The sequence below is a fragment of the Variovorax sp. GW821-FHT10C12 genome (assembly GCF_059415405.1).
Genome location: NZ_JBWKNE010000009.1, coordinates 88,156 through 112,458, shown reverse-complemented (window position 1 = coordinate 112,458; position 24,303 = coordinate 88,156). Strand labels below are relative to the sequence as shown.

Here is a 24,303-nt window from a genome sequence, read left to right as displayed (position 1 = left end):
TCAGTGGCCTCCCGCCGCTGGTTCGTTGGTGGCCGCGGTCTGCAGGGCCGTCATGCCGCCGGGCGAACTGCCCGTGAGCACCAGTTGAAGGTCGGTGTCGGCCAGCCAGAAATCGCGCTGGGCCTCCATGCCGGCGTTGACGGCGAGCATGCTGGCGCGCGTTTCGCCGAGCAGTTCCCACACGCTGGCGAGCATGCCGTTGTAGCGCAGCACCATCTCCTCGTTGACCTGCTTGCGCAGCGGGAGCACCTCGTCGCGGTAGCGGCGCGCCAGGGCGTAGGCGGTGTTCCAGCCCCGCCAGGCTTCGCGCGCCTCGCTGGCCGCGAGCACGCCCACGTCGCGCACGCGCGCGGCCGACTGCAGGTACTGCGCCTCGGCGCGGCCGTTGCGGGCCTGGCCCCAATCGAAGATCGGAATCGGCAGGTCGAGCTCGAAGCCGCGCGTGGTCGATTTCGAGCGATCGGCGTCGTTCTCGAAGGTGGTGTTGCGCACCACGCCCAGCTCCATGGCATTGATCACACTCGTGGCGTGCGTCAGGCCGAGCGAACCGGCCACGGCCGTGTTCTGCGCCTGCGCCGAGCGCACGTCGAGCCGGTCGCGCAGCGCCAGGGCCTGCACGTCGCCCAGTTCGGGCGCGGCCTTCGGCAGCGGCGGCAGGCGGTCGGGCAGGGTGTAGGCGGTGCGCGTGCCGCTCAGGCCCAGCAGGCGCGTGAGCTGTTCGCGGCTCGCCACGGCCGCCTGTTCGGCGCGTGCGAGCTGCGCGGACGCGTCGGCCAGCAGCAGCTGTTCGCGCGTGCGTTGCAGTGCGCTCCAGTTGCCGACCTGGGCCATGCGGTGCGCCAGTTCGGCGCCGGCTTCGGTGGCGTCCTTCGCGTCGCGCAGGTAGCTCACGCTCTGCTGCGCGGCCACTGCGCGCACCCAGGCGCGGCGGGTGTCGGCGGCCAGCAGCAGCACGCTTTGCGCGGCCTGCAGCTTGGCCGCTTCGTGCCGCTGGCCGGCCCAGCGCGCCTGCCACGGCAGCGTGAGCAGGCCCACCACGTTGAAGCTCAGCATGCGCTCGAACTCGCGCTCGCTGCCCTGCGCCAGGCGGCTGAAGGACAGCACGGGGTTCGGCAGGCTCGCGGCCTGCACGCGGTCGGCGTCGCTCAGTTGCAGCGTGGCAAAGGCGTCCTGCACGCGTGGGCTGTTGACGAGCGCGATGCGCACGGCGGCTTCGGCGTCCAGCGGCTTGGCCAGCAGCGCGTCGACGCTTTGCTGCGAGGCGTCGTTCGGCTTGCGCTGGGCCGCGGCGCCCGCCATGAGCGGGTTGCCGTCGACCAGCGCCTGCACGTCGCCGGCGCCGCCGTCGGGCGACAGGCTGGCGCAGCCGGCGAGCACCAACGCAGCGGTCAGCGCGGTGGCGGTTCGGAGGAATGAAAAGTGACTTTTTCGCCCGGGGGGCGGGCTATCTGTCCGATAGCGGGGGATGCCGGCATACGGCCGGCGAGCAAGGGAATTCACGAGCGATCTCCATGGGCAATACGGCGAACGCTGCGAGCCGGCAAAGGCTCACTGCGGACGGACTACGGGCAGGGAGATCAGGAAATGGGCGGCTTGAAGCCCAGGACGGGCTCGGCGCTGGCAAAGCGGGCCGCGTGCGCGGCCGGTGGCGCCTGGGGCGCCGCATGCGGGGTGTCGACCAGCGGCATGCCGCCGAGCGCCACCGTGTGGCAGACCTGGCAGGCGACACAGGTGCCGCAGTTCGCGTGGTCGGTGCCGTGGGACAGTTGCGTGTCGCCGCTGCTGTCGTGCATGGCCGCCATGTCGTGGCCGGTGTCGGCCTCCATGGTGGCGTCATGGCAGTGCGACTCGGCGATGCCGTTTGCCGCGGCCACCACCGCCTCGGCGGCGGGCAGCGAATGCCGCACCATCTCGAGCGCCATGGCGTCGCCGAGCCAGCCGCGGATGGGCAGCAGGGCGATCATGAGGGCGAGCAGCAGGGTGCGCATGGTTGGGCGCGATGATAAACCGGGGCGGGGCGTCAGCGCCTCAAGACACCAGCTGGCCGCGGGCCTTGTCGACCCACACCTGCAGGTTGTCGAGCAGGTCTTTCTGGCTGAACGAGCAGCTTTCCTCGCTGAAGAGCGCGCTCGATTCGAGGCGGTCCAGCAGGTTCAGCAGCACCTCGCCGTAGCGCGGCGGCAGGGCGCCGAGCAGCTCGGTGCTGGCGCGCGCGGCCGTGGAGAGCGTGGCGACGGAGCCGGCGCCGCCTTGCAGCGCGGCGATGCCCGAGGCGATGGTGTCGAGTTGCGTCACGGTGCTCATGAGGTGGCCTTCGCAGGAGGTGGCAGTGCCAGCCCGCGTTCGCGCATCAGGTCGCGCAGCACGTCGGGGTAGTCGGTGATCAGGCCATCGGCGCCCGCGTCCATGAGCCGCACCATGTCGGCGCGCTGGTTCACGGTCCAGGGCACGACCTTCATGCCGAGCTTCTGCGCTTCGCGGATCGCGGGGGCGCCCAGGTCGGCATGCGCCGGCGACCAGATCAGCGGCCCGGTCGATGCACCGGCCGCGGCCTTCACGAGCTGCGGTACCGAGGCGAAGTTCGCGGCGGCCAGGCCGGCGGTCCAGCGGCTGTCCTTCAGCGTGCGGGGCGTGGTGAGGTAGGCGCGCGACAGCTGCGGCGCGAGCTGGCCGACCAGTGCGAGCGTGCGCCAGTCGAAGCTCTGGATGGTCACGCGCTCGCCCACCTTCGCCTTGTCGATCTCGGCCAGCAGGGCGCGCACCATGGGCTCGGGCGCAGCCGTCTCGTCGGGCTTGGTCGGGTCGATCTTGGTCTCGATGTTGAAGTGCACCCGCGCGGCATCGGCGCCGCGCGCCTGCACCTGCGCGAACAGCGCGGCCAGCGTGGGAATGCGCTCGCCGTCGCGCGGTTGCTGCAGCGCGAACTGCTTGCCGTAGTTGCTCTCGGGGTTGAGACGGCCCACGTCGTAGGTCTGCAGCTGCGCCAGCGTGAGCGAGCGCACGGACGGGGCGGGTTGGGCCGTGAGCCAGGCGCCGCGCGCGTCGCGCGTGTGGTCGGCGTTGAGCGCCGTGTCGTGCGAGATCACCACCACGCCGTCGGCCGTGAGCCCGATGTCGAGTTCGAGCGTGGTCACGCCCAGCGCCATCGCGTTGGAGAACGCGGCCAGCGTGTTCTCGGGTGCCAGGCCGCGTCCGCCGCGGTGGGCCTGCAGGTCGAAGTGCGGCTTCACGGTGGGGGCGATGGCGGCGCAGCCGGCGCCGAACAGAGCGGCGGCGATCAGGAGGAAGGCGGTGCGTTGTTTCATTTGAGTTGCACTTTGATGCCGTTGTCTTGCACCGTGATGTCGCCCACCTCGTAGGTCTTGCGCCCGACCGTGAGTTCGTCGGCCGTGAAGCTGCGCAGGATCTGGCCCTGCAGCAGTTCCTGCGCGACCACCGCGCCGACCTTCTGCAGGCGCTCGGCGTCGCGGCCTTCCACGCCCTGCAGCTCGAGCCGCTCGGCCTTGGGCTGGTCCAGCCGCAGCGCGCGCGCCGCCGCGTCGTAGCGCAGCGCGCTGCTCACCGACACCACGCCCTGCACCGGCGAGGCCGCCAACAGCGGGCTGGCGATGGTCAGCGTGGCCGTGATGGCCGCCCGGTTGGCGCGCCCGTCCAGGCCCAGCTGCGGGTCGCGCAGCCCGACCATGAAGATCTCGGCATAGCGCTCGGCCACCGGAAAGCGCTTGGAGATCTGCGACTGCAGCTCCTCGCGCGTGGCGGTGTATTCGTTGGTGAAGAAATTGAAGCCGGCCAGCGCCGCGAACGGCGCGGGCAGGGCGGCGGCGCCCAGCAGCGCGCGCAGCACCCGACGGCGGAAATGAGAGGGCGGGATTCGATCGGTCATGGAGCTTGCAAGCTTGCCACAGGCGATGAGGTTCCCGCCAGCGCCGAAGGGGCGCGTCGGCGTGTCGGACGGTCAGCCGTTCACGCGCAGTTCGTAGCGCGCAAACGTCCCGCCGCGCAGGTCGATGCAGCTGTGCAGCGCGAAGCCGAAGCCTTCGTACAGCGTGCGCAGCGCAGTGCGGTCGGCCACGCAGTCCAGCCGCAGCCAGGGGCGCCCGAGCGCGCGGGCGTGGTCGCGTGCATGGCCCAGCAGCGCGCGCGACACGCCCCGGCCGGCCCAGGCGCGGCGCACGGCCAGCTTGTGCACGAACAGCGCGCTGCCGGGCGCGATCTCGGGCCAGAACGACGGGTCTTCCAGGTCCAGTCGCATCACGCCGGCCCAGTCGCCGTTCTCTTTGGCCACAACATAGCGGCCGGCGTCGGTGTCGCGCTGGATGCGTTCGAGGCCGGTGTCGGCGGCGCTCCAGAGCGGGCGTCCGCCCTCGGCGAGCCATTGCGCGGCTTCGGTCAACACGGCCGCGACGGCGGGCGCTTCGGTGGAAAGGGCGGGTTCGATGTGCATCGGCGCGCAGCTTACCGGTGTCAGGTGTGGCGGATCACGTGGAAGCCTTCCTCGGTCGTGGGCGGCACGAAGTGGCGGGTGATCAGGTCGAACTGCGCGTCGGAGGTCTCGAACGGGTGCTCGCCCGACGCGTTGCGCGCCCGCAGCCGCGCCTTGCAGACCTCGTCCGGCACGTCGAGAAAGTGCAGCTGGTGCGCCGCGCCGGCCTGCTCGAAGAGGCCGCGCGCCCAGGCACGGTGGCTCACGGTGTTGGCCGGAAAGTCGAGCACCACCGACACGCCGGCGCCCAGCAGCGCGCAGACGTGCTCGCCCATCGCCTGCTTGAGCCGGCCGGCGGCGCGCACGTAATCGGGCAGCGCGTGGATTTCACCGGGGTAGAGCGCGGCGAGCCAGGTGTCTTCGCTGATGCACACGGTGGCGGGCGCCTGCGCCAGGCGCCGGGTCAGCGTGGACTTTCCGGCGCCGATCTTGCCGCAGACCATGTGCAGCACGGGCGATGGGGATGGTGTCGATGTCATTCGGTCTCCTGCGGGTGGGGAAAAAACCTCGGGAGACGGACAAGAAAAACCCGCCTCCTGGGGCGGGTTGCATGGCGTGGTTTCGAACCGTGCGCTAGCTCACCCGCTCTCGCGAGAGCGGGCGAATGATCGATGCGGTGCGAAGGCAGGCCATGGGCTCGAGGGTAACCCGGCGCGGGGCGTGCGGGGAAGCGGCGGCGATCACGCCTTTGCCAACGGCACCCCATTGACCGGGCAACGGCGTGAACCAGGAACCACGGTTTGAAATGCACCGGAAATTCCTGTTGGGCAGATTGCGTGCATTCGTGAATCCAATTCGATATTTTTGTTATCTATGTAATTATTTGTATTTATTCCATTTTCTATATTCTGCGTCGATGTAATTATTAAGAACTAATTTGAATTTCTTATTGAGGGATATCAAAAAATACGTGCTAAAGAAGCGAGCCGTTTTTTCAAGGCCGAAAAACCACGGAAACCGGTGAGCCGCGAGGCCCCTGGCCCGCACTTTGGAGCACCTCATGGACGAATTCCTGATCGCCGTCGACACCGAAGACCGCCCCCTGCACGCGGTCGAGAAGATGAACGCCCACCGCGAGGGTGTCCTGCACCGGGCGTTCTCGATCTTCCTGTTCGACACGCAGGGACAGGTGCTGCTGCAGCAGCGCGCGCTGGGCAAGTACCACTCGCCCGGCCTGTGGAGCAACAGCTGCTGCGGGCATCCGCGCCCCGGCGAGGCAACGGGCGCAGCCGCCGTGCGGCGGTTGCACGAAGAGCTGGGCCTGCGGTGCGCGCTGCAGCCGGTGACGGCCTTTCTCTACCGGGAGGCGGTGTCCGCGGAGCTGGTCGAGCACGAGTACGACCACGTGTTCGTCGGCATCGCGCACGAGCTGCCGCAACCCGACCCCGGCGAGGTGCGCGCATGGCGATGGCTGGCCTTGCCCGAGTTGCACCGCGAGCTGGCGCGGGCCCCGGCGCACTTCACCATCTGGCTGCACCGGATCGCCGAGCGCTTCGGGCCGGAAGGCCTGGGGTCCTGGCGGGAACGCGCGTTGGCGGCGGGGTGAGGCGCGCTTCGCCACGGGCTCGCAAGGCCCACCGGTTGCCGTGGTTTTTTCGCCCCATCGCATGTAATTCCAAAGTTCTATATAAGAAAATTTCTCTTCAACGAAAACATTTATTGCACTAAATTGTCAATTCGCTCTCGGCGATGCCTTACAAGCCTGAGGGTCGGGTAATTCAAGGATTTGATGAGAAGGAATCACCTCTGTTGAATTGATTGAATCCGTGGTTTTTTTGTCCGTGGTCATGGGAATTCACGCAATTAGAGTTCCCCGTTGCGTGGCCTTTTTTGCCATTCGATGCGATTGAATTGCTTTGAAAGAAGGCAGACATGAAGCAGAAGAGCGAACAGGCCGAGGTGTCCCTGGGCCCGTCCACGGCAGCCCCCGGCTGAGAGGTGGTCGTGGTGTTGCGCATCACCTTCCGGCAGCTGGAGGCCTTTCACTGGGCCGCGACGCTGGGCTCCGTCAACGCGGCGGCCCGCCACCTCTTCGTCAGCCAGCCGGCCATCACGGCCCGCGTGAGGGAACTCGAAGGCATCCTCGGGCACGCGCTGTTCGCGCGCAGCCAGCAGGGCGTGCAGTTGACCGCGGCCGGCTGCGAACTGTTCCAACAGGTGCAGGTCGTGTTGCAGGCCGGCGAAGAAGTCGAGCGGCGCGGCGGGCGGCCGCTGCCGCCGCAGGCCGCCGGCCTGCTGTGCGGCATCGACGAATCGCAGCAGCGCCTGTAGCCCGCCAGGGCCGGGTCAGTCGTGCAGCGACGACAGGAACTGCTTCAGCTCCGGCGTCTGCGGCGCACCGAACAGTTCTGCCGGTGGGCCCATCTCGTGCACGCGCCCCTGGTGCATGAAGATCACGCGGTCGCTGACCTTGCGCGCAAAGCTCATCTCGTGCGTGACCATCAACAGCGTCATGCCTTCGTCGGCCAGCGACTCCACCACGCGCAGCACCTCGCCCACCAGCTCGGGGTCGAGCGCCGAGGTGATCTCGTCGCACAGCAGCACGGCCGGTTCCATCGCGAGCGCGCGGGCGATGGCCACGCGCTGCTGCTGGCCGCCCGACAGTTGCTCGGGCATCGCATCGAACTTCTCGGCCAGGCCCACGCGCTCGAGCAGCTTGCGCGCCTGCGAAGCCGCTTCCGCTTGCGAGCGTTTCTTCACCAGCGTGGGCGCGAGCATCACGTTCTTGCCGACCGTGAGGTGCGGGAACAGGTTGAAGCCCTGGAAGATCATGCCCACGCGCTGGCGCAGCGTGCGCATGGCCATCGCGCTCTCGTGCAGCAGCGGCTTGCCGTCGACCGTGAGCGCACCTTCCTGGAACACCTCGAGCCCGTTGATGCAGCGCAGCAGCGTGCTCTTGCCCGAGCCGCTCTTGCCGATGATGGCGATCACCTCGCCGCGCTTCACGTCCAGGTCGATGCCCTTGAGCACCTCGTTCGTGCCGTAGGACTTGCGCAGCGCCGTGATGCGCACGATGGGCGCCGCGAACGATGCGGTTTCGGGTTGTGTTTGGGGTTCAAGCACGGCGGCCATGGGTCTTCCTCTCGAGGGTCTTGGCGTACAGGCTCACGGGGAAGCACAGCACGAAGTAAAGCAGGGCCACGCAGCTGAACACCACGAAGGGCTGGAAGGTGGCGTTCGAAATCATGCTGCCGGCCTTGGTGAGTTCGACGAACCCGATCACCGACGCCAGCGCCGTGCCCTTGATCACCTGCACCAGGAAGCCGACCGTCGGCGCGATGGCGATCTTCACGGCCTGCGGCAGGATCACGTGGCGCATCTGCTCGCCGAAGCTCAGCGCCAGGCTGCCCGAGGCCTCCCACTGGCCCTTCGGAATCGAGGCCACGCAGCCGCGCCAGATCTCGGTGAGAAAGGCGCTGGTGTACAGCGTGAGCGCCACGCTCGCGGCGGTCCACGCCGACACGTCGATGCCGAACAGCGCGATGCCGAAGTAGGCGAGAAACAGCTGCATCAGCAGCGGCGTGCCCTGGAACAGCTGCACGTACAGGCCCACGGCCCGCTGCGCCGCCTTGCCGCCGCGCAGCCGCGCGAACAGCAGCAGCGCACCCACGATCCCGCCGCCGACGAAGGCGATGAGCGAGAGCACGACGGTCCAGCGCAGCGCCATCAGCAGGTTGCGCAGGATGTCCCACAAGGAAAAATCGACCATGGTGCAAGGGCCTCGCGTTCAGCGGCCGAAGAAGAAGCGCGGCCCCGCCCACTGGAGCAGGCGGCGCAGCGCCACGGCCAGCGCCAGGTAGATGAGCGTGGCGACGATGAAGGATTCGAAGGCGCGGAAGTTGCGGCTCTGGATCAGGTTGGCCGCGTAGCTCAGCTCCTCGGTCGAGATCTGTCCGCACACCGCCGAGCCCAGCATCACGATGACGATCTGGCTCACCATCGCGGGCCACACTTTCTTCAGCGCCGGCGGCAGCACCACGCGCAGGAACACCTGCGCCTTGCTGAGCGCCAGGCTCACGGCCGCCTCGATCTGCCCCTTGGGCGTGGCCTCGATGCCGGCGCGGATGATCTCGGTGGAGTACGCGCCCAGGTTCATCACCATCGCGATCACCGACGCCACCTCGGGCGAGAGCTTCACGCCCGCGGCCGGCAGGCCGAAGAAGATGAAGAACAGCTGCACGATGAAGGGCGTGTTGCGGATCAGCTCCACGTACGCACCCACGAGCGCGCGTAGCCACGCCGGCCCGCCCGAGCGGGCCCACGCGCACAGCGTACCCACGGCCAGCCCGAGCACGGTGCCGACGGCCGTGAGACCGAGGGTCCACGCCACGCCGCGCAGCAGCAGCGGCCACTCGGCGAGCACCGCGCCGAAGTCGAATTCAATGCCCATGGCCGCGCCTTCCGCTCAGACCGGCAGGTCGCCGGCGGCCTTGCCGAGCCACTTCTTGGACATCGCGTCGAGCGTGCCGTCCTTCTTGGCGGCGGCAATGATCTCGTTGACCCGGGTCTTCAATGCGGTCTCGCCCTTCGCGATGCCGATGAAGCAGGGGCTGTCCTTCAGCAGCAGCTTGTACTCGGCGCTCACCTTCGGGTTCTTGGCGAGCATGTCGCCGGCCACCGCCGCGCTGGTGGCGAGGGTCTGCGTCTGGCCGGCCACGAAGGCGGCGATCGTCGCGTTGTTGTCCTCGAAGCGGCGGTAGTCGACGTTCGGCGGCGCCACCTTGTTCAGTTCCTGGTCTTCCATGGCGCCGCGCGTCACGGCGACGGTCTTGCCGGCCATGTCGGCGAAGCTGGTGAGTTTCATGCTCTTGGCCGCATACACGGCCTGGAAGAAGGGCGCGTAGGCCGCGCTGAAGTCGATCACCTTCTCGCGCTCGACGTTCTTGCCGAGCGTGGAGATCACGAGGTCGGCCTTGCGCGTCTGCAGGTAGGGAATGCGGTTGGCGCTGGTCACCGGCACCAGCTCGACCTTCACGCCGAGCTTGGCGGCGACGAGCTGCGCCATCTCGACGTCCAGGCCCTGCGGTTGCATGTTGCGGTCGACCGAGCCGTACGGCGGGTAGTCGGTGGGCACGGCGATCTTGATCGTCTTGGCCTTGAGCACGTTCTCGAGCGCGTTCTGCGCCTGGGCGGCGCCGGCGGCGGCCAGCAGGGCGACGCTGGCCAGCGCGAGGGCAAGACGGCGGGTGGCGAAAGAGGTCATAGCAGGGCTCCTAGGTAGGTCGATGAATCGGTGGTGGCGTCGTCGGTGGGCGCGGCCTTGCGGCGGCGCTTCGGCGCGGGGGTGTTGTTCAGCGGTGCCAGCGCATCGCGCAGCTGCGCGAGCGGGTCGGCGGGCGCCTGCACGCGCAGCGCCGACTGCACCGTGCCGATGTGTTCGGCCATCAGCGCCTCGGCGGCGGCGTGGTCGCCGCGCTCCAGCGCCGCGACGATCTGCACGTGGTCTTCGCACGACTGCACGGCGTCGTGCGTGCTCTGGTAGAGCATGGCGATCAGCGTGGTGCGCGCGGTGAAGTCGCGCAGCGTGTCGGCCAGCAGCGTGTTGCCCAGGCACTCGGCCAGGCACACATGGAAGTCGCCCAGGAGGAAGCTGCGGTGGCCGACGTCGCTCTCTTTCAGTGCGGCCTTTTCACGCTGCAGGTGCGCCTTCAATTGGCGCAGAGCACTCTTGTCGATCTTGTCCGTGCTGCGGATGAGCCCGAGCTCGATCACGCGCCGCGCCTCGAAGGCTTCGCGCGCCTCGTCCTGCGAGGGCTCGATGACGAACCAGCCGCGCCGCGCGCTCACCGTGACGATGCCGCGCGCGGCCAGCCGCGTGAGCGCCTCGCGCACGATGGTGCGGCTGCAATCGAACAGCATCGCCAGCGGCTGCTCGCCCAGGCGCGCGCCGGGCGCGAGCTTCTGCGCCATCACCGCTTCGACGATGCGTGCACTGATTTCGGATGCGGAGATGGCCATAGGCCTGCATATCAGCAGCTTCCGTGCCAACTGGTATGCAAGCCGTGTGCACCGAAATGGGCCGGCCGCGGTGCGCCGGCGGTGCGCGCTACCGCCGGCCGAGCGCGCTGCGGGGCAGGGCCAGCAGCATGAGCAGCGCCGACAGCACCAGCGCACCGCTCAGCACATACAGGCTGGCCGTGAAGCCGCCCGTGAGCGTCTTGAGCGCGCCCACCATCATCGGCGCCACCAGCCCCGCGCTGCCGCCGATGGTGCTGATGAGCGCAATGCCCGCCGCCGCGGCGCTCTTGGACATGAAGCTGCCGGGAATCGCCCACAGCACGGTGAAGGCGCTCGAGATGCCCATCGACGCCAGCGCCAGGCACAGCACGGCGGCCACGGGGCTGTGCATGAAGAGCGTGGTCAGCGCCAGCCCGGCTGCGCCTGCGAGCGCGCCCAGCGCGAAGTGCCAGCGGCGCTCCTGGTGCCGGTCGGAGTGGCGCCCCACGACGATGTTGGCGGCAATGCCTGCGATGGCGGGAATCACCGAATAGAAGCCGATCTGCAGCACGCTGAGTCCCATCGACTTCAGGATCGTCGGTTGCCAGAACGACAGCGCGTAGATGCCCAGGATGATCAGGAAGGACATGAAGCCGATGAGCCACACGCGCCCGTCGCGCATCGCCGCGCCGAAGGTGTGGCGCCCGGCGGCGCCGTGCGCGGCCTGGTCCTCGGTCAGCAGCTGCGCCACGCGCTGCTTCTCGGTCGCCGACAGCCACGGCGCCTGCGCCGGGCTGTTCGACAGCGTGCGAAAGGCGATGACGCCCAGCAGCACGCTCGGCAGCCCTTCGAGCAGGAACAGCCACTGCCACCCGCGCAGCGCCAGCACGCCGTCCAGGTAGGTCATCGTGAGCCCGGCGATCGGCCCCGCGACGATGGGCGCCGCGCCGAAGGCCATGAAGAAGAGCGCGGTGGCCTGCGCGCGGCGGCGCGAGGGGAACCACAGCGTCAGATAGAACAGCACGCCCGGTGCGAAGCCGGCCTCGAACACGCCGATGAGAAAGCGCAGCACGTAGAACTGCGTGGGCGTGGTGGCGAACATCATCGCCGCCGAGGCCAGGCCCCACAGGCCCATGATGCGCAGCAGCGTGGCGCGCACGCCGATCTTCGCGAGCATCAGGTTGCTCGGAATCTCGAACACCGCGTAGCCCAGAAAGAAGATGCCCGCGCCCAGGCCGAACACCGCGTCGCTGAAGCCCAGCTGGTCCTTCATCTGCAGCTGCGCGTAGCCGACGTTGGTGCGGTCCAGGTAGTTCAGCACGTAGCAGGCGCACAGCAGCGGCATCAGCCGCCAGGTGATCTTGCGAAAGAGCGCGGCGTCGTCGCGCGCATCGGCCGAGGCCGGTGCGTGCGCGCCGGCGGCGGCGTCGAGGGTGGCGGTGTTCATCGGTGTGTCTCCTTCTCTTTTTTGCTGTTGTGCGCGTGTTGGCGGGTCAGGCCCGCACGAGCGCGCCGAAGCTGGTTTCGCCCCACAGGTGGCTCGTGGGCGCGCCCGGAAACAGCCAGTGCGGCGAGCACTCGGCCGACGGCACGACGTTGCTGAAGCCGTGCAGCGCCGAGGTGCCCGCGAGCGTCTTCTCGAGCACCATCGACAGGTACTGCTCGTTGCTGCTTTCCTGCGTGTTGCCGTTGAGGATCACCTCGGCGCCCGTGGCCTGCGCATAGCGGCGGATGCCGTTGTGGCGCGACTGCAGCGGCGCCCAGCTGTCGGCCGACACGCCGTTCTCGCTGCTCACGCGCAGGCCGTCGCCCGTGCGGTACACCAGCGAGTGGTTGCCTTCGGTGTGCCCCGGCGTGTGCACCAGCGCGATGCCGGGCCCGAGCTGCAGGCTGCCGTCGAAGGCGACGATGCGTTCGGTCGGCACACCGTCCAGGCCGTGCGGGCAGTACCACTCGGCCTGCACCGGCAGCAGGCCCTGCACGTTCGCGAGTTCCTGGCGGTGCACCAGCAGCGTCGCGTTCGGCAGCAGGCCCGGCATGCCCGCGCTGCCGAGCCAGCGCCGCACGTCCTGCGTGTGCAGGTGGTCGTAGGTGATGTGGTCGATCTGCTCGGGCGCCACGCCGCAGCCGGCGAGCGCCTGCAGCACGGTCTGGTAGACCGGCGCGATCGCCTTGTGCAGGAACTTCGGCGTCTGGTCGCTCAGGCGCTTGAAGTAGGGCGTCTCGTTGCCGGCTTCGAAGTCGGCCGGCGTGAAGAGCAGCGTGCGCAGCCGGCCTTCGAAGTCGTCGTACTGGACGAGCACCGTGCGCGCCAGCAGATGCACCATGTGCGGCTTGAGCAGCTGCTGCGAGTACACGCCGGTGAAGGCGAACCACGCGGGGTACGGAATGCGCAGCAGGTTGAAGCTGCGCGCGAAGTGAACCGGCGGCGCGTCGAGCAGCCGCTCGCGCAGGGCTTCGGCGCCGCGGCGGATGGCGCGCAGGCGGTCTTGCGGCAGGGCGGCGTGGCGCGTGCCGTCGAGCTCGGTGATCTGCGCGAAGCCGGTGGGGTCGGGGTCTCGGGTCATGGGGTCTCCTGTGTCTGGATGCGTGGGCTGCCTGGTTCGTCGCTCAGTACATCGAGCGCCCTCCGGAGATATCGAACACCGCCCCGGTGCTGAACGAGCACTCGTCCGACGCCAGCCACGCGGCCATCGCCGCCACCTCGTCGACGTCGACGAAGCGCCCCATCGGCACGCGCGAGAGCAGGGCGGTGCGCAGCTGTTCGCGGTGCTCGGCGGGCACGTCCGCGAAGACGGCGGTGTCGGCCGCCGACGGCGTGATGCAGTTCACCAGCACGCCCGACGACGCCAACTCCTTGCCGAGCGACTTGGTCAGCGCGATGAGCCCGGCCTTCGAGGCCGAGTAGGCGGCGTTGAAGCCATTGCCTTCCTTGCCCGCGACCGAGGCGATGTTGACGATGCGCCCGCGCCGCTGCGCCAGCATCAGCGGCGCGAGGGCGCGGCAGCACAGCCAGGCCCCCGTGAGGTTGATGTCGAGCACGTGACGCCATTGCGCGGGCGTGTGCTCCCACGCGGGCACCGTCGGCCCCAGCACGCCCGCGTTGTTGACGAGCACGTCGACGCGGCCGAAACGCTCCTGCGACTGCGAAGCCGCACGGGCGATCTGGTCTTCGTCGCGCACATCCACCAATGCAGTGACCACGGTGCCCAGCGGCGCCAGTTGCGCCATGGCATCCGCCAGCGTTGCGGCCTCGACGTCCCACAGCGCGACGCTCGCGCCGTTCGCGAGGCAGCGCCGCGCGATGGCCAGGCCGATGCCGCGCGCGCCGCCGGTCACGATCGCATGGCGTCCTTCGAGTGGCCGGGCGGGCGTGCTGGTCATGCCGTGGCGGCCTCGGCCCGCGGGGCGGTTTGGCCGAGCAGGCCGGCGACCAGCCCGCCCACCATCTCCGGGGGCACGCCCACGAGCAACTGGCGCAGCATCGTCAGCGTGTCGAAGTACACGCGCTCGCACACCAGCCGGTCGCCCTCGAAGATGAAGAAGGCGTTCATGCGGCAGCGAAAGCTGTTGCCCGTCGGCGGCAGGCCCTTGAGCGGGCCGCGGTGCGTGCCGAGCAGCCAGAACTCCACGATCACCGAGTCGTCGGCATGGCGCAGCTGGATGATCTCGTGGCGCTGGTCGGGGAAGGCGCGGCGCGTGTCGGTGTAGTACTGGCGCACGTCGGCGATGCCGTCGTGCACCTCGCCGCTGGGAATCAGCTCGTAGTGCGGGTGCGGGAAGGTGCCCAGCACCGCGTCGAAGTCCTGGCGGGTCTCGTCGGCGAAATGGTCGAGCACGAGGCGCTCGCGGCGGGCTTGCAGGTCGGTCAGTGTGGTCATCGGGGTGTGCTCCATGCGACAGGGGTGACAGGGGACATCGGGTTGCCGCGAATGCGTCGACCCGGGTGGCCTGCGTACTATCGACAGCCCCTCGACGCCAGACTGTCCGGTGTTGGCAATCGAGGCCCCGGACAAACCCGCGATGCCACGCTCTTCCCCTTCTTCCAGCGCCAGCCCCGCCGAGCCGGACGCGCAGCCTTCGCCCGTGCACAACAGCGACATGCGGCTGGCCGACGACGTGCAGCAGCGCCTGCTCGCGGTGGCGCACCGGCGCACACTGGTGCGCGGCGAATCGCTGTTCCACAAGGGCTCGTCGCCCGACGCGCTGTTCGGCGTGGTCAGCGGCTCGTTGCGCGTGAGCGTGGTGGCGTCGGGCGGGCGCGAGGCGGTGATCGCGATGCTCGAGCCGGGCCACTGGTTCGGCGAGGTCTCGCTGCTGGTGGGGCGCGAGCGCGTCTACGACACCTGCGCCGTCGACACCACCGAGATGGCCGTGGTCGCGGCGGCCGACTTCCACCGGCTGGTGGCCGACCATCCCGACGTGCACATGGCCTTCACCCGGCTCGTGTGCCTGCGGCTGCGCCAGGCGCTGGCCTGGATCGACGACGTGATCCTGATGCCGCTGCCCGTGCGGCTGGCGCACCGGCTGCTCACGCTGGACGCGCGCGCGGTCGCGCCGGCGCAGGAGAGCGGCGGCACGCTGCTGGGCGTGTCGCAGGAAGACCTGTCGTTCATGCTCGGCGTGTCGCGCCAGAGCGTGAACCGCCAGCTCAAGCTGTGGGAAGAGGACGGCACGCTGCGCGTGCGCTACCGCAGCATCGAGCTGCTCGACCGCGCACAGCTGGAGCGGCACGCGGCCACGCCGCGCTGAGCGCGGCGCGCACGCCCGTCGGCGATCAGCCGGCCAGCGTCGCCTTTAGCGTGATCTCGGGCACGCTCGCCAGCGCCTTCGACAGCGGGCAGCCGGCCTTGGCGGCGGCGGCGATTTCCTGGAACTTCGCTTCGTCGAGGTTCGGCACGGCCGCGTCCAGTTCGAGCTGGATGCGGTCGATCTTGAAACCGGCGCCGTCCTTGGCCAGCCGCACGGCGGCCTTGGTGTCGATGCGCGTCGCGGTCAGGCCTGCCGCTTCCAGCGCGAAGGCAAAGGCCATCGTCAAGCAGGCCGCATGGGCCGCGCCGACGATTTCCTCTGGGTTGGTGCCGCGCTTGTCGTCTTCGAAGCGGCTGGCGAAGCCGTAGGGGTAGTCCTTGAGGGCGCCGGTCTCGGTGCTGACCAGGCCTTTGCCGGTCTTGCCGGCGCCTTCCCAGTGAACGCTTGCGTGCTTGTCTGCTGCCATGGACATTCCTTCAGTCAGGTGGAGGGTGGATCGGAGGGAGAACCGCAGGTATCGCTCCGAAATCCGCGACTGTCTGTAGTCGCAGGGCGCATCGCATCGGGGGCCGATGTCAGCCGCCGTGCACGCCCCAGGTGCTGCGCTTGAGCTGGCCCCGGACCTCGCCGCCCGGCCAGGCCTGGGTCGACACGCTGACATACCAGAGGCCGGCCATCAGGTCGGCCATCTGGGCGGGCGTCAGCCGGCTCGTGCCGGTCCGCTCGTAGCCGGCGCCGGTGCCGTCGTTGCGCGGCTCCCCCTCGCTGAGCAGCGGCAGCTGGATCGCCAGCGGGCCGTTGCTGCCCGTGGCGGCGGGGCCGTAGAAGCCGACGATCGTCGCCGGCCCGCTCAGGCGTGCGGCGTTCACGCGCCATTCGAACAGCCCGGTGGCCAGCGTCAGGGTGCCGGCCGCCGAGCCGCCGGCCTTGCCCTTGTGCGGCGGGACCACCTCTTCGGTTCCGAGCCAGCAGTCGGCCACGAACCACGTCGGCGGTTCCTTGGACGGCGAGTCCGTCACGGGGGCCGACATGCCGAACCGCGGGACCCGCGAGCAGCCCGCCGCGGCCAGGGCGGCCAGTGCGGCACCGAAGAGGGCGATGCGTCGGCGCAAGGTGGGGCGGGCGGGATCGGGCATGGCAGGCAGGCACAGGTGAAGCGGAGCCCGCACGATAGCCGATGCGCCTGTGCCTACCCGACGTACGAAGAATGGGCGTCGCCAAGGTGACGCCCCGGGGGCTTCCCCGATGGGAGCGGCGGCCGGTGCGGCTTAGGCTGGCGCATTGCGCCTTTTCGCACCGCTTTCCTTTCCCCTCCTTCCTCCTCCTCCGCCTGTTCACAGACCATGCAACCACGCCCGCATTACAAGTTCTGGCCCAAGCGCCTCCCGCATTCGATCACCGTCCCCGCGACCTCGCTGTGGCACAACCTGGCCACCTCGGCGGCGCGCTACCCCGACAAGGCCGCGCTGGTCTTCTTCGGCCGCGTGCTGAGCTACCGCGACGTGGCCGACCAGGTCGAGCGGCTGGCCGGCACGCTGCATGCGCTGGGCGTGCAGCGCGGCGACCGCGTGGTGCTGAACATGCAGAACTGTCCGCAGCTGGTGATCGCGCATTTCGCGATCCTGCGCGCCAATGCCGTCGTGGTGCCGGTCAACCCGATGAACCGGGCCGAAGAACTCAAGCACTACATCGTCGACCCCGACGCCAAGGTGGCGATCACCACCGGCGACCTCGCGGCCGAGCTGGCCAAGGCCAGCGACGCACTGCCGCCCGAGCAGCGCCTGTCGCACCTCATCGTGAGCCAGTTCACCGACGCCTTCGATGCGAATGTGACCGGCGACGACGCCCCAGCGCCGGCCTGGGCCGACTGGCTCGGCACGCGTCACCCGCTGCCCGCGCTGGCCGGCGGCCAGGTCATGGCGTGGACCGACGCGCTTGCGGCCGGCCACCCGGCGCCCGCGCATGTGGTGGGCGCCAACGACATGGCGCTGCTGCCCTACACCAGCGGCACCACCGGCCTGCCCAAGGGCTGCGTGCACCACCATTCGAGCCTCATGCACAACGCGATGGCCGGCCAGCTCTGGGGCCAGGCCACGTCGGAGGCGGTGGTGCTGGCCGTGGTGCCGATGTTCCACATCACCGGCGTGGTGAGCATGATGCACACCTCGATCCTCGCGGCGGCCACGCTGGTCATCATGCCGCGCTGGGACCGCGACGTGGCGGGCCGGCTCATCTCGCGCTGGAAGGTCACGAGCTGGACCAACATCCCCACCATGGTCATCGACCTCATGGCCAGCCCCAACTTCGCGAGCTACGACCTCACGAGCATGACCCACATCGGCGGCGGCGGCGCCGCCATGCCGCAGGCGGTGGCGCAGCGCCTGTTCGAGCAGTACGGCCTGAAGTACCAGGAGGGCTACGGCCTCACCGAGACCGCCGCGCCCTCGCACACCAACCCCTCGGACCACCCCAAGCAGCAGTGCCTGGGCATTCCGTTCATGAGCACCGACGCGCGCGTGGTCGACCCCGACACGCTGCAGGAAATGCCCATCGGCGAATCGGGCGAGATCATCATCCACGGCCCCGAGGTGTTCCAGGGCTACTGGAAGCGCCCCGACGCCACCAAGTCCGCTTTTGTCGAGTTCGAGGGCAAGCGCTTCTTCCGCTCGGGCGACATGGGCCGGATGGACGAGGAGGGCTACTTCTTCATCACCGACCGCCTCAAGCGCATGATCAACGCGAGCGGCTTCAAGGTGTGGCCGGCCGAGGTCGAGCTGTTGATGTTCCGCCACCCCGCGATCCAGGAAGCTTGCGTCATCTCGACCAAGGACGACTACCGCGGCGAATCGGTCAAGGCCGTGGTGGTGCTGCGCGCCACGCACAAGGACACGACCGAGCAGCAGATCATCGACTGGTGTCGCGAGAACATGGCGGTCTACAAGATTCCGCGCAAGGTGGCGTTTGTGGATGCGCTGCCGAAGAGCGGCAGCGGCAAGGTGATGTGGCGCCTGCTGCAGGAGAAGGAAGGCACGGCGGCCTGATCGTCACTGTGGGTTACGGCTGGCGCGCGTAGCGCCCCGGCGCCTGGCCCACATGACGGCTGAACGCCGTGCTGAAGGTGCTGGCCGAGCTGTAGCCGACGCGCGCGGCCACCTCCGCCGGCGCGCAGCCGCCGCGGCGCAGCAGGTCCTTGGCGAGCGCCATGCGCCACGCCAGCAGGTATTCCATCGGCGGCAGGCCCACGGCGCGCGAGAAGCGCTCGAAGAAGGCCGAGCGCGAGAGCGCGGCCTTGCCGGCGAGCTCTTGCACCGTCCATGAACGCGCGGGGTCCGCGTGCATGTGCCGCACGGCGGCGGCCAGCCGGCTGTCCGCCAGCGCGCGCAGCAGCCCCGGCGGCGCGCCTTCGCCGGGCGCCGAGCGCAGCGCCTCGATCAGCAGCACCTCGACCAGCCGCCCGAGCACGAGGTCGCGCCCCGGCCGCTGCGCCATCGACTCTTCGCGCACGAGCTGCACCAGCAGCGACAGCCGCGCGACGCCGCGCATGTGCAGCACCGAAGGCAGCAGCGACACCATCAGGGCCGCGTCGGGCGAATCGAAGGCGAAGTAACCGCCGAGCATGCGCACGTCGGGCGGGCCGTTCCGGTCGCCGTGGCGAACCTCGTTGTGTGCGTCCTCGCGCGCCGCCTGCTCATGCGAATCGAGAAACACCGGCGGTGCCGGCGTGAGCCCCGACAGCGTGAAGCCGGGCGTGGCCGGCATGAGCAGGAAGTCGCCGGCGGCCAGCGCCAGCGGCGGCTGGCCGTCGACCGCTAGGATGCACTCGCCCTCGAGCATGGTGCAGAAGCTGGGCTGGCCGAAGGCCGTGTAGCGCACGGCCCAGGCGCCGGCGCCCGCGATCACCTTGGAATACACGGCGCGCGGGCGAAGCAGCGCGATGACCTCGGCCAGGGGATCGGCCATGGCTGGACTCCTGCAAAAGAAATGGCGACGTTAGATGGTAGCAAGTCCGGCCGGTCGTCCCTATCGTTGGGGCTCTTCATCACCCACCACCAAGGAACCTCATTGAAAACCGCACTGATCACCGGCTGCTCCTCCGGCTACGGCCTGGCCACCGCGCGCCACTTCCACGCCCAGGGCTGGCGCGTCGTCGCCACCATGCGCACGCCGCGCGTCGACCTCTTTCCCGACGCGCCGAACCTGCGCGTGCTGCCGCTCGACGTGACGCAACCCGACAGCATCGCCGCCGCCATCGAGAACGCGGGCCCGATCGACGTGCTCGTGAACAACGCGGGCGTCGGGCTCTTCGGCGCCTTCGAGGCCACGCCCATGGCCACCGTGCGCGAGGTGTTCGAGACCAACACCTTCGGCATGATGGCCATGGCGCAGGCCGTGCTGCCGCAGTTCCGGGCGCGACGCTCGGGGGTGCTGGTCAACGTCACCTCGACCGTCACGCTCGCGCCGATGCCGCTGGTGGCCGCGTACACCGCGAGCAAGACGGCCATCGAGGGCTTCACCGCCTCGCTCGCGTTCGAGCTGGCGGCGTTCGACGTGCGGGTGAAGCTGGTCGAGCCGGGCTACGGGCCCGGCACGCGGTTCACCGAGAACGGGGCGCAGCGCATGCAGGGCCTGATTCCGCCGGACTACGCAGCGCTGGCGCAGGGCGTCTTCGCGGCGCTGGGCAACCCCACGGCCGTGACCACGGCGGCCGACGTGGCCGAGGCCGTCTGGCGCGCCGCGAACGACTCGGATGCGACGCTGCGCTATCCGGCGGGCGCGGACGCGGTGGCGCTCGCGGCGGCCCGGCCGGCCTGAGCCACGCAGTCCGCAAGCGCGGGCACTGCGGCCTTTTTGCTTAAAATGAGAATAATTCTTATTTGTAGGCGGAGCCCCCGCCGCCGTGCCGCCCGCCATGTCCGCTGCCGAAGCCGCCTTCCAGCAAGTCCACACCCTCTACAGCGACCACCACGGCTGGCTGCAGTCGTGGCTGCGCAAGAAGCTCGGCAATTCGTGCGACGCGGCCGACCTGGCGCAGGACACCTTCGCGCGGCTGCTGACAGCGCGCAACCCCGAGGTCATCGTGCAGCCGCGCGCCTACCTCACGAGCGTGGCCAAGAACATCCTCGTGAACTGGTACCAGCGCCAGGCGCTGGAGCGGGCCTACCTCGAGGCGCTGGCCGTCATGCCCGAGCCCGAGGCCCCGTCGCCCGAGCAGCGGCTGGTGATCCTGCAGACGCTGCACGAGATCGATGCCATGCTCGACGCCCTCAAGCCGCTCGCGCGCCGCGCCTTCCTGCTGTCGCAGCTCGACGGCATGAAGTACGAGGACATCGCGCGCGAGCTGGGCGTGTCGCTCGTCACGGTCAAGCGCTACATGCAGCAGGGCTTCCGGGGCTGCCTGGCGGTGATGGCATGAGCGCCGCGCCGGGCCGCCCCAAGCAAGCGCGCGCCGAAGTGCGAAGCACGAAGGCATTCTGATGAGCGCGATGAATTTCGAAACGTCAGCACTTGCGCCTCGCGTGCTCGACGAAGCCGCCGAATGGCTGATGCGGCTGCACGACAGCGCCGTCACCGACGAAGACCGCCGCGCCTGCGAGCGCTGGCGCCAGAGCCACCCCGACCACGCCCGCGCCTGGGCGCGCGCCGAGCTGCTGATGAACAAGCTCGGTGGCCTGCCGCCGGCGCTGGCCATGTCGTCGCTCGCGCGGCCCGCGCGTGGCAATGCGAACAACCGCCGCGCCACCCTCGGCCGGCTCGCCGCGCTGCTGGCGGCCGTGCCCGCCGGCTGGCTCGGCTGGCAGGTGGTCGAGACGGCGGGCGAGCGCGGCTGGATGGCCGGGCACCGCACCGCCACTGGCGAGCGCCGCGAGCTGCGGCTGGCCGACGGCAGCCGCCTCACGCTCAACACCGCCAGCGCGGTCGATGTGCACTTCGACGGCACGCAGCGCCGCGTGGTGCTGCAGGCGGGCGAGATCTTCATCGCCACCGCGCCCGACCCCGCCGCCGCGCACCGCCCGTTCCGCGTGGCCAGCGCCGGCGGCACGCTGGAAGCCCTGGGCACGCGCTTCAGCGTGCGCAAGGAAGCAGGTGGCGCCACCCACATCGCCGTGCTCGAAGGCGCGGTGCGCATCACGCCCGAACGGGCCGCCGCGCGCGTGCTGCCGGCGGGGCAGCAGGCCCGCTTCACGGCCGACGGCATCGACGACTTCCGCCCGGCGGACGCCTCGGTGCTGGCCTGGACCCAAGGCATGCTGCTGGCCGACGGCATGCGGCTGGCCGACTTCGCCGCCGAGCTGTCGCGCTACCGCCCCGGCCTGCTGCAATGCGATGCGGCCGTGGCCGAGCTGCGTGTCTCGGGCGCCTTTCCGCTGGCCGACACCGACGGCGTGCTGCGCATGCTGGTGTCGACCTACCCGGTGGACGCGGCCACGCGCCTGCGCGGCTACTGGGTCACGCTGGTGCCGCGTGCGGCACCCGAAGAGCGCGCGACGGGCGCTTCGAAAAATATATCGATCCGGGGGTGAGACTTTTTTTCGTTTCGGCTGGCAAGGAGGGTGAAGAACTCACCGTTGCCCAACCGAAAGGCCCGTCTCCATGTCCGCATCCCGCCCGTCCGCCCTGCGCCCGTTCGCAGAGCGCCGCCTGAACACCGTCCTTCGCCATGCCCTGGTGGCGCTTGCCCTCGGCGGCCTGGCCGGCGCGGGAGGGCCGGCTTTCGCACAAGCGTCGTCGTCCTCGCTCGACGCCGCCGCGTCCCGTGCCTACGACATTCCCGCCGGCCCGCTGGGCCGCACGCTCGCCACCTTCGCGGCGGGCAACGGCATCGCGCTGTCGTTCGACCCCGCGCTGACGCAGGGGCGCAGCAGCCCCGCAATTTCGGGCCGCTACACCGCGCGCGAAGCCATCGAGCGCCTGCTCGCGGGCAGCGGCCTGCAGGTGGTGGCGCGCACCGACGGCAGCTACACGCTGAACCGTCGCGAGGCCGGCGCACCTGTCGCAGGGCAGGGCGGCATCGACACGCTCGCCCCCGTCACCGTCACGGCCGATGCCGACCGCAGCGGCACCACCGAAGGCACCGGCGCCTACACCACGCGCGCCACAGCGGCGGCCACGGGGCTGGCGCTCTCGCCGCGCGAGACGCCGCAGTCGGTCACCGTCATCACGCGCCAGCAGATCGAGGACCAGAACCTGCTGTCGCTCGGCCAGGCCATGCAGAGCGTGCCCGGCGTGTTCTCGGTGAGCTCCGACAGTGACCGCACCGACCTGTACGCGCGCGGCTTCTACATCGACAACTACCAGTACGACGGCGTGCCGACCACGGTCACCACCGACTTCTTCGGCGCCTCCACCAACGACCCGGTGCTGTACGACCGCATCGAGGTCGTGCGCGGCTCGACCGGGCTGCTCACCGGCGCGGGCAATCCCTCGGCCTCGGTGAACCTGGTGCGCAAGCACGCCGACAGCAAGGTGTTCGCCGGCAACGCATCGCTCGCACTGGGCTCGTGGAACCTGCGCCGCGGCACGGTCGACCTGCAGACGCCCGTCACCAAAGACGGCCGCGTGCGCGCCCGCCTCATCGGCATGACGGAAGACCGCGATTCCTTCATCGACATGTACCACGGCCGCAAGCACGTGCTGTACGGCGTGGTCGATGCCGATCTGTCGCCGAACACCACGCTGAGCGTGGGCATCGAGTCGCAGGCCACGCGGCCTACCTCGTCGACCTGGGGCGGGCTGCCGCTGACTTTCAGCGACGGCACGGCCACGCGCTGGGACCGATCCAAGACCCTCGGCACGCCGTGGACCCACTGGGACACGACCACCACCACCGCCTTCGCGAACCTCACGCACCAGTTCGACAACGGCTGGAAGCTCAAGGCCAACGGCTCGCACCGGCAGAGCAGGCAGAACGCCAAGCTGCTGTACCTGTACAGCGACCTTGACCGCCTCACCGGCACCGGCCTGGGCTCGCTGCCCGGCTACTTCGAGCACCAGTTCCGCCAGAACAGCCTCGACCTGCAGGCCACTGGCCCCTTCACGCTGCTGGGGCGCACGCACGAACTCGTGGTGGGCGTCAGCAACAGCCAGTCGCGCTACGTGGAGGCGAGCCATCCGCGCACCAGCCCGCTGCCCGACACCGGCAACTTCTACGACTGGAACGCTGCGTCGTACCCCGAGCCGGGTTGGGACCCGCTGAAGGTCTCGGCCATCACCAAGACGCGCCAGACCGGCACCTACGGCGCCGCGCGCCTGTCGCTGGCGGATTCGCTCAAGCTCATCGTGGGCGGGCGCCAGAACAGCTGGCGCTCCACGCGCCTGACCGCCGACGCCCCGGCCACGCGCAAGCACGAGGTGTTCACGCCCTACGCGGGCCTGGTGTACGACCTGAGCGAGAACTACTCGGTGTACGCGAGCTACACCGACATCTTCCAGCCGCAGAACTACCGCGACGCCAGCGGCGCGTACCTCGACCCGGTGACCGGCAAGAGCTACGAGATCGGCCTCAAGGGCGAGCACCTGAACGGCAAGCTCAACACCTCCATCGCCGTCTTCCGCGCCGAGCAGGAGAACGTGGCGCAGCGCGACGGCACGAAGCTCGTGCCCAACTCGAGCGAAGGCGCCTACTACGGCGCACGCGGCGTGACCAGCAAGGGCATCGAGCTGCAGGTGTCGGGCGAACTGGCCCCGGGCTGGCAGCTGAACGCGGGCATCGCGCGCACGCTGGGCCGCGAAGGCAACGGCAACCGCATCAACACCGCCATGCCGACCACGCAGGCCACGCTGTTCACCACCTATCGGCTGCCCGGCGCGTGGCACCGGCTTACGCTGGGCGGCGGCGTCAACTGGCAGAACCGCACCTCCTACGCGTACAGCGTGGGCGACGCCGACCTGCGCTACCAGCAGGGCTCGCGCGCGGTCGTGAGCCTGATGGCGCGCTACGCCTTCACGCCCAAGCTGGCGCTGCAGCTGAACATCGAGAACCTCTTCGACAAGAAGTACTACAGCAACATCGACGGGCAGGCCTACTTCGGCACGCCGCGTAACGCGGTGGCGACGCTGAGCTACGCGTTCTGACCGGAAAAGAGCGGGGGGCATGACCCTTTTTTCGTTCTCGTTTGTCATGTAGGGGAGGG

General features: G+C 69.6%; 27 protein-coding genes. 8 read left to right on the top strand and 19 right to left on the bottom strand.

Going from position 1 to position 24,303, the window contains the following annotated elements:
* From AC07OH_RS27825 to AC07OH_RS27795, 7 genes are all read right to left on the bottom strand, one after another.
* Entirely contained in the window at positions 1-1,377 is a 1,377-nt protein-coding gene (locus AC07OH_RS27825) for a TolC family protein (protein ID WP_495302854.1), read from the bottom strand.
* Positions 1,378-1,577: 200 nt separating this feature from the next.
* Positions 1,578-1,988, bottom strand: coding sequence for a hypothetical protein (locus AC07OH_RS27820; RefSeq protein ID WP_495302853.1), 411 nt, complete (start codon positions 1,986-1,988; stop codon positions 1,578-1,580).
* Between the two features lie 40 nt (positions 1,989-2,028).
* Positions 2,029-2,304 carry a hypothetical protein gene (locus tag AC07OH_RS27815; protein WP_492696473.1) on the bottom strand — a complete coding sequence of 92 codons (276 nt, stop codon included), beginning with the start codon at positions 2,302-2,304 and terminating at the stop codon, positions 2,029-2,031.
* Entirely contained in the window at positions 2,301-3,305 is a 1,005-nt protein-coding gene (locus AC07OH_RS27810) for a glycerophosphodiester phosphodiesterase (RefSeq protein WP_495302852.1), read from the bottom strand. The genes AC07OH_RS27815 and AC07OH_RS27810 overlap by 4 nt, the downstream gene beginning before the upstream one ends.
* The gene (locus tag AC07OH_RS27805; RefSeq protein ID WP_495302851.1) at positions 3,302-3,883 is read right to left on the bottom strand and encodes a YceB family lipoprotein; all 582 of its coding nucleotides are present in this window, start codon (positions 3,881-3,883) and stop codon (positions 3,302-3,304) included. The genes AC07OH_RS27810 and AC07OH_RS27805 overlap by 4 nt, the downstream gene beginning before the upstream one ends.
* Positions 3,884-3,955: 72 nt before the next feature.
* Entirely contained in the window at positions 3,956-4,444 is a 489-nt protein-coding gene (locus AC07OH_RS27800) for a GNAT family N-acetyltransferase (RefSeq protein WP_070062500.1), read from the bottom strand.
* A 20-nt stretch (positions 4,445-4,464) separates the two neighbouring features.
* Positions 4,465-4,962: a P-loop nucleotide/nucleoside kinase family protein gene (locus tag AC07OH_RS27795; protein ID WP_495302850.1), complete on the bottom strand. Its 498-nt coding sequence runs from the start codon at positions 4,960-4,962 to the stop codon at positions 4,465-4,467.
* A gap of 521 nt (positions 4,963-5,483) precedes the next feature.
* On the opposite strand from AC07OH_RS27795, the gene idi reads away from it, so the two are divergent.
* Both idi and AC07OH_RS27785 read left to right on the top strand, forming a co-directional pair.
* Positions 5,484-6,029: an isopentenyl-diphosphate Delta-isomerase gene (gene idi, locus AC07OH_RS27790; protein WP_495302849.1), complete on the top strand. Its 546-nt coding sequence runs from the start codon at positions 5,484-5,486 to the stop codon at positions 6,027-6,029.
* Positions 6,030-6,430: 401 nt separating this feature from the next.
* Positions 6,431-6,754, top strand: a complete 324-nt coding sequence (locus tag AC07OH_RS27785; protein ID WP_489058225.1) for a LysR family transcriptional regulator — start codon at positions 6,431-6,433, stop codon at positions 6,752-6,754.
* Positions 6,755-6,769: 15 nt separating this feature from the next.
* Here AC07OH_RS27785 and AC07OH_RS27780 read toward each other — a convergent pair whose 3' ends face one another.
* From AC07OH_RS27780 to AC07OH_RS27740, 9 genes are all read right to left on the bottom strand, one after another.
* Complete coding sequence (locus AC07OH_RS27780; protein ID WP_495302848.1) at positions 6,770-7,555, bottom strand: amino acid ABC transporter ATP-binding protein; 786 nt, start codon at positions 7,553-7,555, stop codon at positions 6,770-6,772.
* Entirely contained in the window at positions 7,539-8,192 is a 654-nt protein-coding gene (locus tag AC07OH_RS27775) for an amino acid ABC transporter permease (RefSeq protein ID WP_095746234.1), read from the bottom strand. Before AC07OH_RS27775 ends, AC07OH_RS27780 begins: the two co-directional genes overlap by 17 nt.
* A gap of 18 nt (positions 8,193-8,210) precedes the next feature.
* Entirely contained in the window at positions 8,211-8,873 is a 663-nt protein-coding gene (locus tag AC07OH_RS27770) for an amino acid ABC transporter permease (protein WP_062475944.1), read from the bottom strand.
* A 15-nt stretch (positions 8,874-8,888) separates the two neighbouring features.
* Positions 8,889-9,686, bottom strand: a complete 798-nt coding sequence (locus tag AC07OH_RS27765; protein WP_495302847.1) for a transporter substrate-binding domain-containing protein — start codon at positions 9,684-9,686, stop codon at positions 8,889-8,891.
* On the bottom strand, positions 9,683-10,441 hold the full coding sequence (locus AC07OH_RS27760) for a GntR family transcriptional regulator (protein ID WP_495302846.1): 759 nt from the start codon (positions 10,439-10,441) through the stop codon (positions 9,683-9,685). The genes AC07OH_RS27765 and AC07OH_RS27760 overlap by 4 nt, the downstream gene beginning before the upstream one ends.
* Positions 10,442-10,529: 88 nt before the next feature.
* Complete coding sequence (locus AC07OH_RS27755) at positions 10,530-11,867, bottom strand: MFS transporter (RefSeq protein WP_495302845.1); 1,338 nt, start codon at positions 11,865-11,867, stop codon at positions 10,530-10,532.
* Between the two features lie 46 nt (positions 11,868-11,913).
* Entirely contained in the window at positions 11,914-12,987 is a 1,074-nt protein-coding gene (locus tag AC07OH_RS27750; RefSeq protein WP_495302844.1) for an MBL fold metallo-hydrolase, read from the bottom strand.
* A 43-nt stretch (positions 12,988-13,030) separates the two neighbouring features.
* A complete protein-coding gene (locus AC07OH_RS27745) occupies positions 13,031-13,804 on the bottom strand; it encodes an SDR family NAD(P)-dependent oxidoreductase (protein WP_495302843.1) in 774 nt (257 codons plus the stop codon).
* Entirely contained in the window at positions 13,801-14,301 is a 501-nt protein-coding gene (locus AC07OH_RS27740; RefSeq protein ID WP_223301409.1) for an ester cyclase, read from the bottom strand. Before AC07OH_RS27740 ends, AC07OH_RS27745 begins: the two co-directional genes overlap by 4 nt.
* 142 nt (positions 14,302-14,443) lie before the next feature.
* Here AC07OH_RS27740 and AC07OH_RS27735 point away from each other — a divergent pair, with 142 nt between their 5' ends.
* A complete protein-coding gene (locus tag AC07OH_RS27735) occupies positions 14,444-15,172 on the top strand; it encodes a Crp/Fnr family transcriptional regulator (RefSeq protein WP_495302842.1) in 729 nt (242 codons plus the stop codon).
* A gap of 25 nt (positions 15,173-15,197) precedes the next feature.
* Here AC07OH_RS27735 and AC07OH_RS27730 read toward each other — a convergent pair whose 3' ends face one another.
* Positions 15,198-15,638, bottom strand: a complete 441-nt coding sequence (locus AC07OH_RS27730) for an OsmC family protein (RefSeq protein ID WP_489058233.1) — start codon at positions 15,636-15,638, stop codon at positions 15,198-15,200.
* Between the two features lie 109 nt (positions 15,639-15,747).
* Entirely contained in the window at positions 15,748-16,308 is a 561-nt protein-coding gene (locus AC07OH_RS27725; protein WP_495302841.1) for a CHRD domain-containing protein, read from the bottom strand.
* Between the two features lie 207 nt (positions 16,309-16,515).
* Between AC07OH_RS27725 and AC07OH_RS27720 the strand changes: the two genes are divergently transcribed.
* The gene (locus AC07OH_RS27720; RefSeq protein WP_495302840.1) at positions 16,516-18,213 is read left to right on the top strand and encodes a long-chain fatty acid--CoA ligase; all 1,698 of its coding nucleotides are present in this window, start codon (positions 16,516-16,518) and stop codon (positions 18,211-18,213) included.
* 13 nt (positions 18,214-18,226) lie between these two features.
* Here the strand turns inward: AC07OH_RS27720 and AC07OH_RS27715 are convergent, their stop codons facing one another.
* Positions 18,227-19,132 carry an AraC family transcriptional regulator gene (locus tag AC07OH_RS27715; protein ID WP_495302839.1) on the bottom strand — a complete coding sequence of 302 codons (906 nt, stop codon included), beginning with the start codon at positions 19,130-19,132 and terminating at the stop codon, positions 18,227-18,229.
* A 102-nt stretch (positions 19,133-19,234) separates the two neighbouring features.
* Between AC07OH_RS27715 and AC07OH_RS27710 the strand changes: the two genes are divergently transcribed.
* From AC07OH_RS27710 to fhuE, 4 genes are all read left to right on the top strand, one after another.
* Positions 19,235-19,984 (top strand): SDR family oxidoreductase, encoded by a 750-nt coding sequence (locus AC07OH_RS27710; RefSeq protein WP_495302838.1) that lies wholly within the window; start codon positions 19,235-19,237, stop codon positions 19,982-19,984.
* A 97-nt stretch (positions 19,985-20,081) separates the two neighbouring features.
* Positions 20,082-20,585: a sigma-70 family RNA polymerase sigma factor gene (locus AC07OH_RS27705; RefSeq protein WP_070062515.1), complete on the top strand. Its 504-nt coding sequence runs from the start codon at positions 20,082-20,084 to the stop codon at positions 20,583-20,585.
* A gap of 61 nt (positions 20,586-20,646) precedes the next feature.
* A complete protein-coding gene (locus AC07OH_RS27700; protein ID WP_495302837.1) occupies positions 20,647-21,693 on the top strand; it encodes a FecR domain-containing protein in 1,047 nt (348 codons plus the stop codon).
* Between the two features lie 70 nt (positions 21,694-21,763).
* Positions 21,764-24,244 (top strand): ferric-rhodotorulic acid/ferric-coprogen receptor FhuE, encoded by a 2,481-nt coding sequence (gene fhuE / locus AC07OH_RS27695; RefSeq protein WP_495302836.1) that lies wholly within the window; start codon positions 21,764-21,766, stop codon positions 24,242-24,244.
* Positions 24,245-24,303 lie beyond the last annotated feature (59 nt).

Excerpts from the sequence above, each read along its gene's own strand:
- AC07OH_RS27770 (WP_062475944.1), bottom strand. The coding sequence starts at position 8,873 with ATGGGCATTGAATTCGACTTCGGCGCGGTGCTCGCCGAGTGGCCGCTG.
- AC07OH_RS27715 (WP_495302839.1), bottom strand. The coding sequence starts at position 19,132 with ATGGCCGATCCCCTGGCCGAGGTCATCGCGCTGCTTCGCCCGCGCGCC.
- AC07OH_RS27760 (WP_495302846.1), bottom strand. The coding sequence starts at position 10,441 with ATGGCCATCTCCGCATCCGAAATCAGTGCACGCATCGTCGAAGCGGTG.
- AC07OH_RS27795 (WP_495302850.1), bottom strand. The coding sequence starts at position 4,962 with ATGACATCGACACCATCCCCATCGCCCGTGCTGCACATGGTCTGCGGC.
- idi (WP_495302849.1), top strand. The coding sequence starts at position 5,484 with ATGGACGAATTCCTGATCGCCGTCGACACCGAAGACCGCCCCCTGCAC.
- AC07OH_RS27730 (WP_489058233.1), bottom strand. The coding sequence starts at position 15,638 with ATGGCAGCAGACAAGCACGCAAGCGTTCACTGGGAAGGCGCCGGCAAG.
- fhuE (WP_495302836.1), top strand. The coding sequence starts at position 21,764 with ATGTCCGCATCCCGCCCGTCCGCCCTGCGCCCGTTCGCAGAGCGCCGC.
- AC07OH_RS27810 (WP_495302852.1), bottom strand. The coding sequence starts at position 3,305 with ATGAAACAACGCACCGCCTTCCTCCTGATCGCCGCCGCTCTGTTCGGC.
- AC07OH_RS27780 (WP_495302848.1), bottom strand. The coding sequence starts at position 7,555 with ATGGCCGCCGTGCTTGAACCCCAAACACAACCCGAAACCGCATCGTTC.
- AC07OH_RS27735 (WP_495302842.1), top strand. The coding sequence starts at position 14,444 with ATGCCACGCTCTTCCCCTTCTTCCAGCGCCAGCCCCGCCGAGCCGGAC.
- AC07OH_RS27765 (WP_495302847.1), bottom strand. The coding sequence starts at position 9,686 with ATGACCTCTTTCGCCACCCGCCGTCTTGCCCTCGCGCTGGCCAGCGTC.
- AC07OH_RS27700 (WP_495302837.1), top strand. The coding sequence starts at position 20,647 with ATGAGCGCGATGAATTTCGAAACGTCAGCACTTGCGCCTCGCGTGCTC.
- AC07OH_RS27820 (WP_495302853.1), bottom strand. The coding sequence starts at position 1,988 with ATGCGCACCCTGCTGCTCGCCCTCATGATCGCCCTGCTGCCCATCCGC.
- AC07OH_RS27775 (WP_095746234.1), bottom strand. The coding sequence starts at position 8,192 with ATGGTCGATTTTTCCTTGTGGGACATCCTGCGCAACCTGCTGATGGCG.
- AC07OH_RS27805 (WP_495302851.1), bottom strand. The coding sequence starts at position 3,883 with ATGACCGATCGAATCCCGCCCTCTCATTTCCGCCGTCGGGTGCTGCGC.
- AC07OH_RS27815 (WP_492696473.1), bottom strand. The coding sequence starts at position 2,304 with ATGAGCACCGTGACGCAACTCGACACCATCGCCTCGGGCATCGCCGCG.
- AC07OH_RS27800 (WP_070062500.1), bottom strand. The coding sequence starts at position 4,444 with ATGCACATCGAACCCGCCCTTTCCACCGAAGCGCCCGCCGTCGCGGCC.
- AC07OH_RS27745 (WP_495302843.1), bottom strand. The coding sequence starts at position 13,804 with ATGACCAGCACGCCCGCCCGGCCACTCGAAGGACGCCATGCGATCGTG.
- AC07OH_RS27750 (WP_495302844.1), bottom strand. The coding sequence starts at position 12,987 with ATGACCCGAGACCCCGACCCCACCGGCTTCGCGCAGATCACCGAGCTC.
- AC07OH_RS27720 (WP_495302840.1), top strand. The coding sequence starts at position 16,516 with ATGCAACCACGCCCGCATTACAAGTTCTGGCCCAAGCGCCTCCCGCAT.
- AC07OH_RS27705 (WP_070062515.1), top strand. The coding sequence starts at position 20,082 with ATGTCCGCTGCCGAAGCCGCCTTCCAGCAAGTCCACACCCTCTACAGC.
- AC07OH_RS27725 (WP_495302841.1), bottom strand. The coding sequence starts at position 16,308 with ATGCCCGATCCCGCCCGCCCCACCTTGCGCCGACGCATCGCCCTCTTC.
- AC07OH_RS27740 (WP_223301409.1), bottom strand. The coding sequence starts at position 14,301 with ATGACCACACTGACCGACCTGCAAGCCCGCCGCGAGCGCCTCGTGCTC.
- AC07OH_RS27755 (WP_495302845.1), bottom strand. The coding sequence starts at position 11,867 with ATGAACACCGCCACCCTCGACGCCGCCGCCGGCGCGCACGCACCGGCC.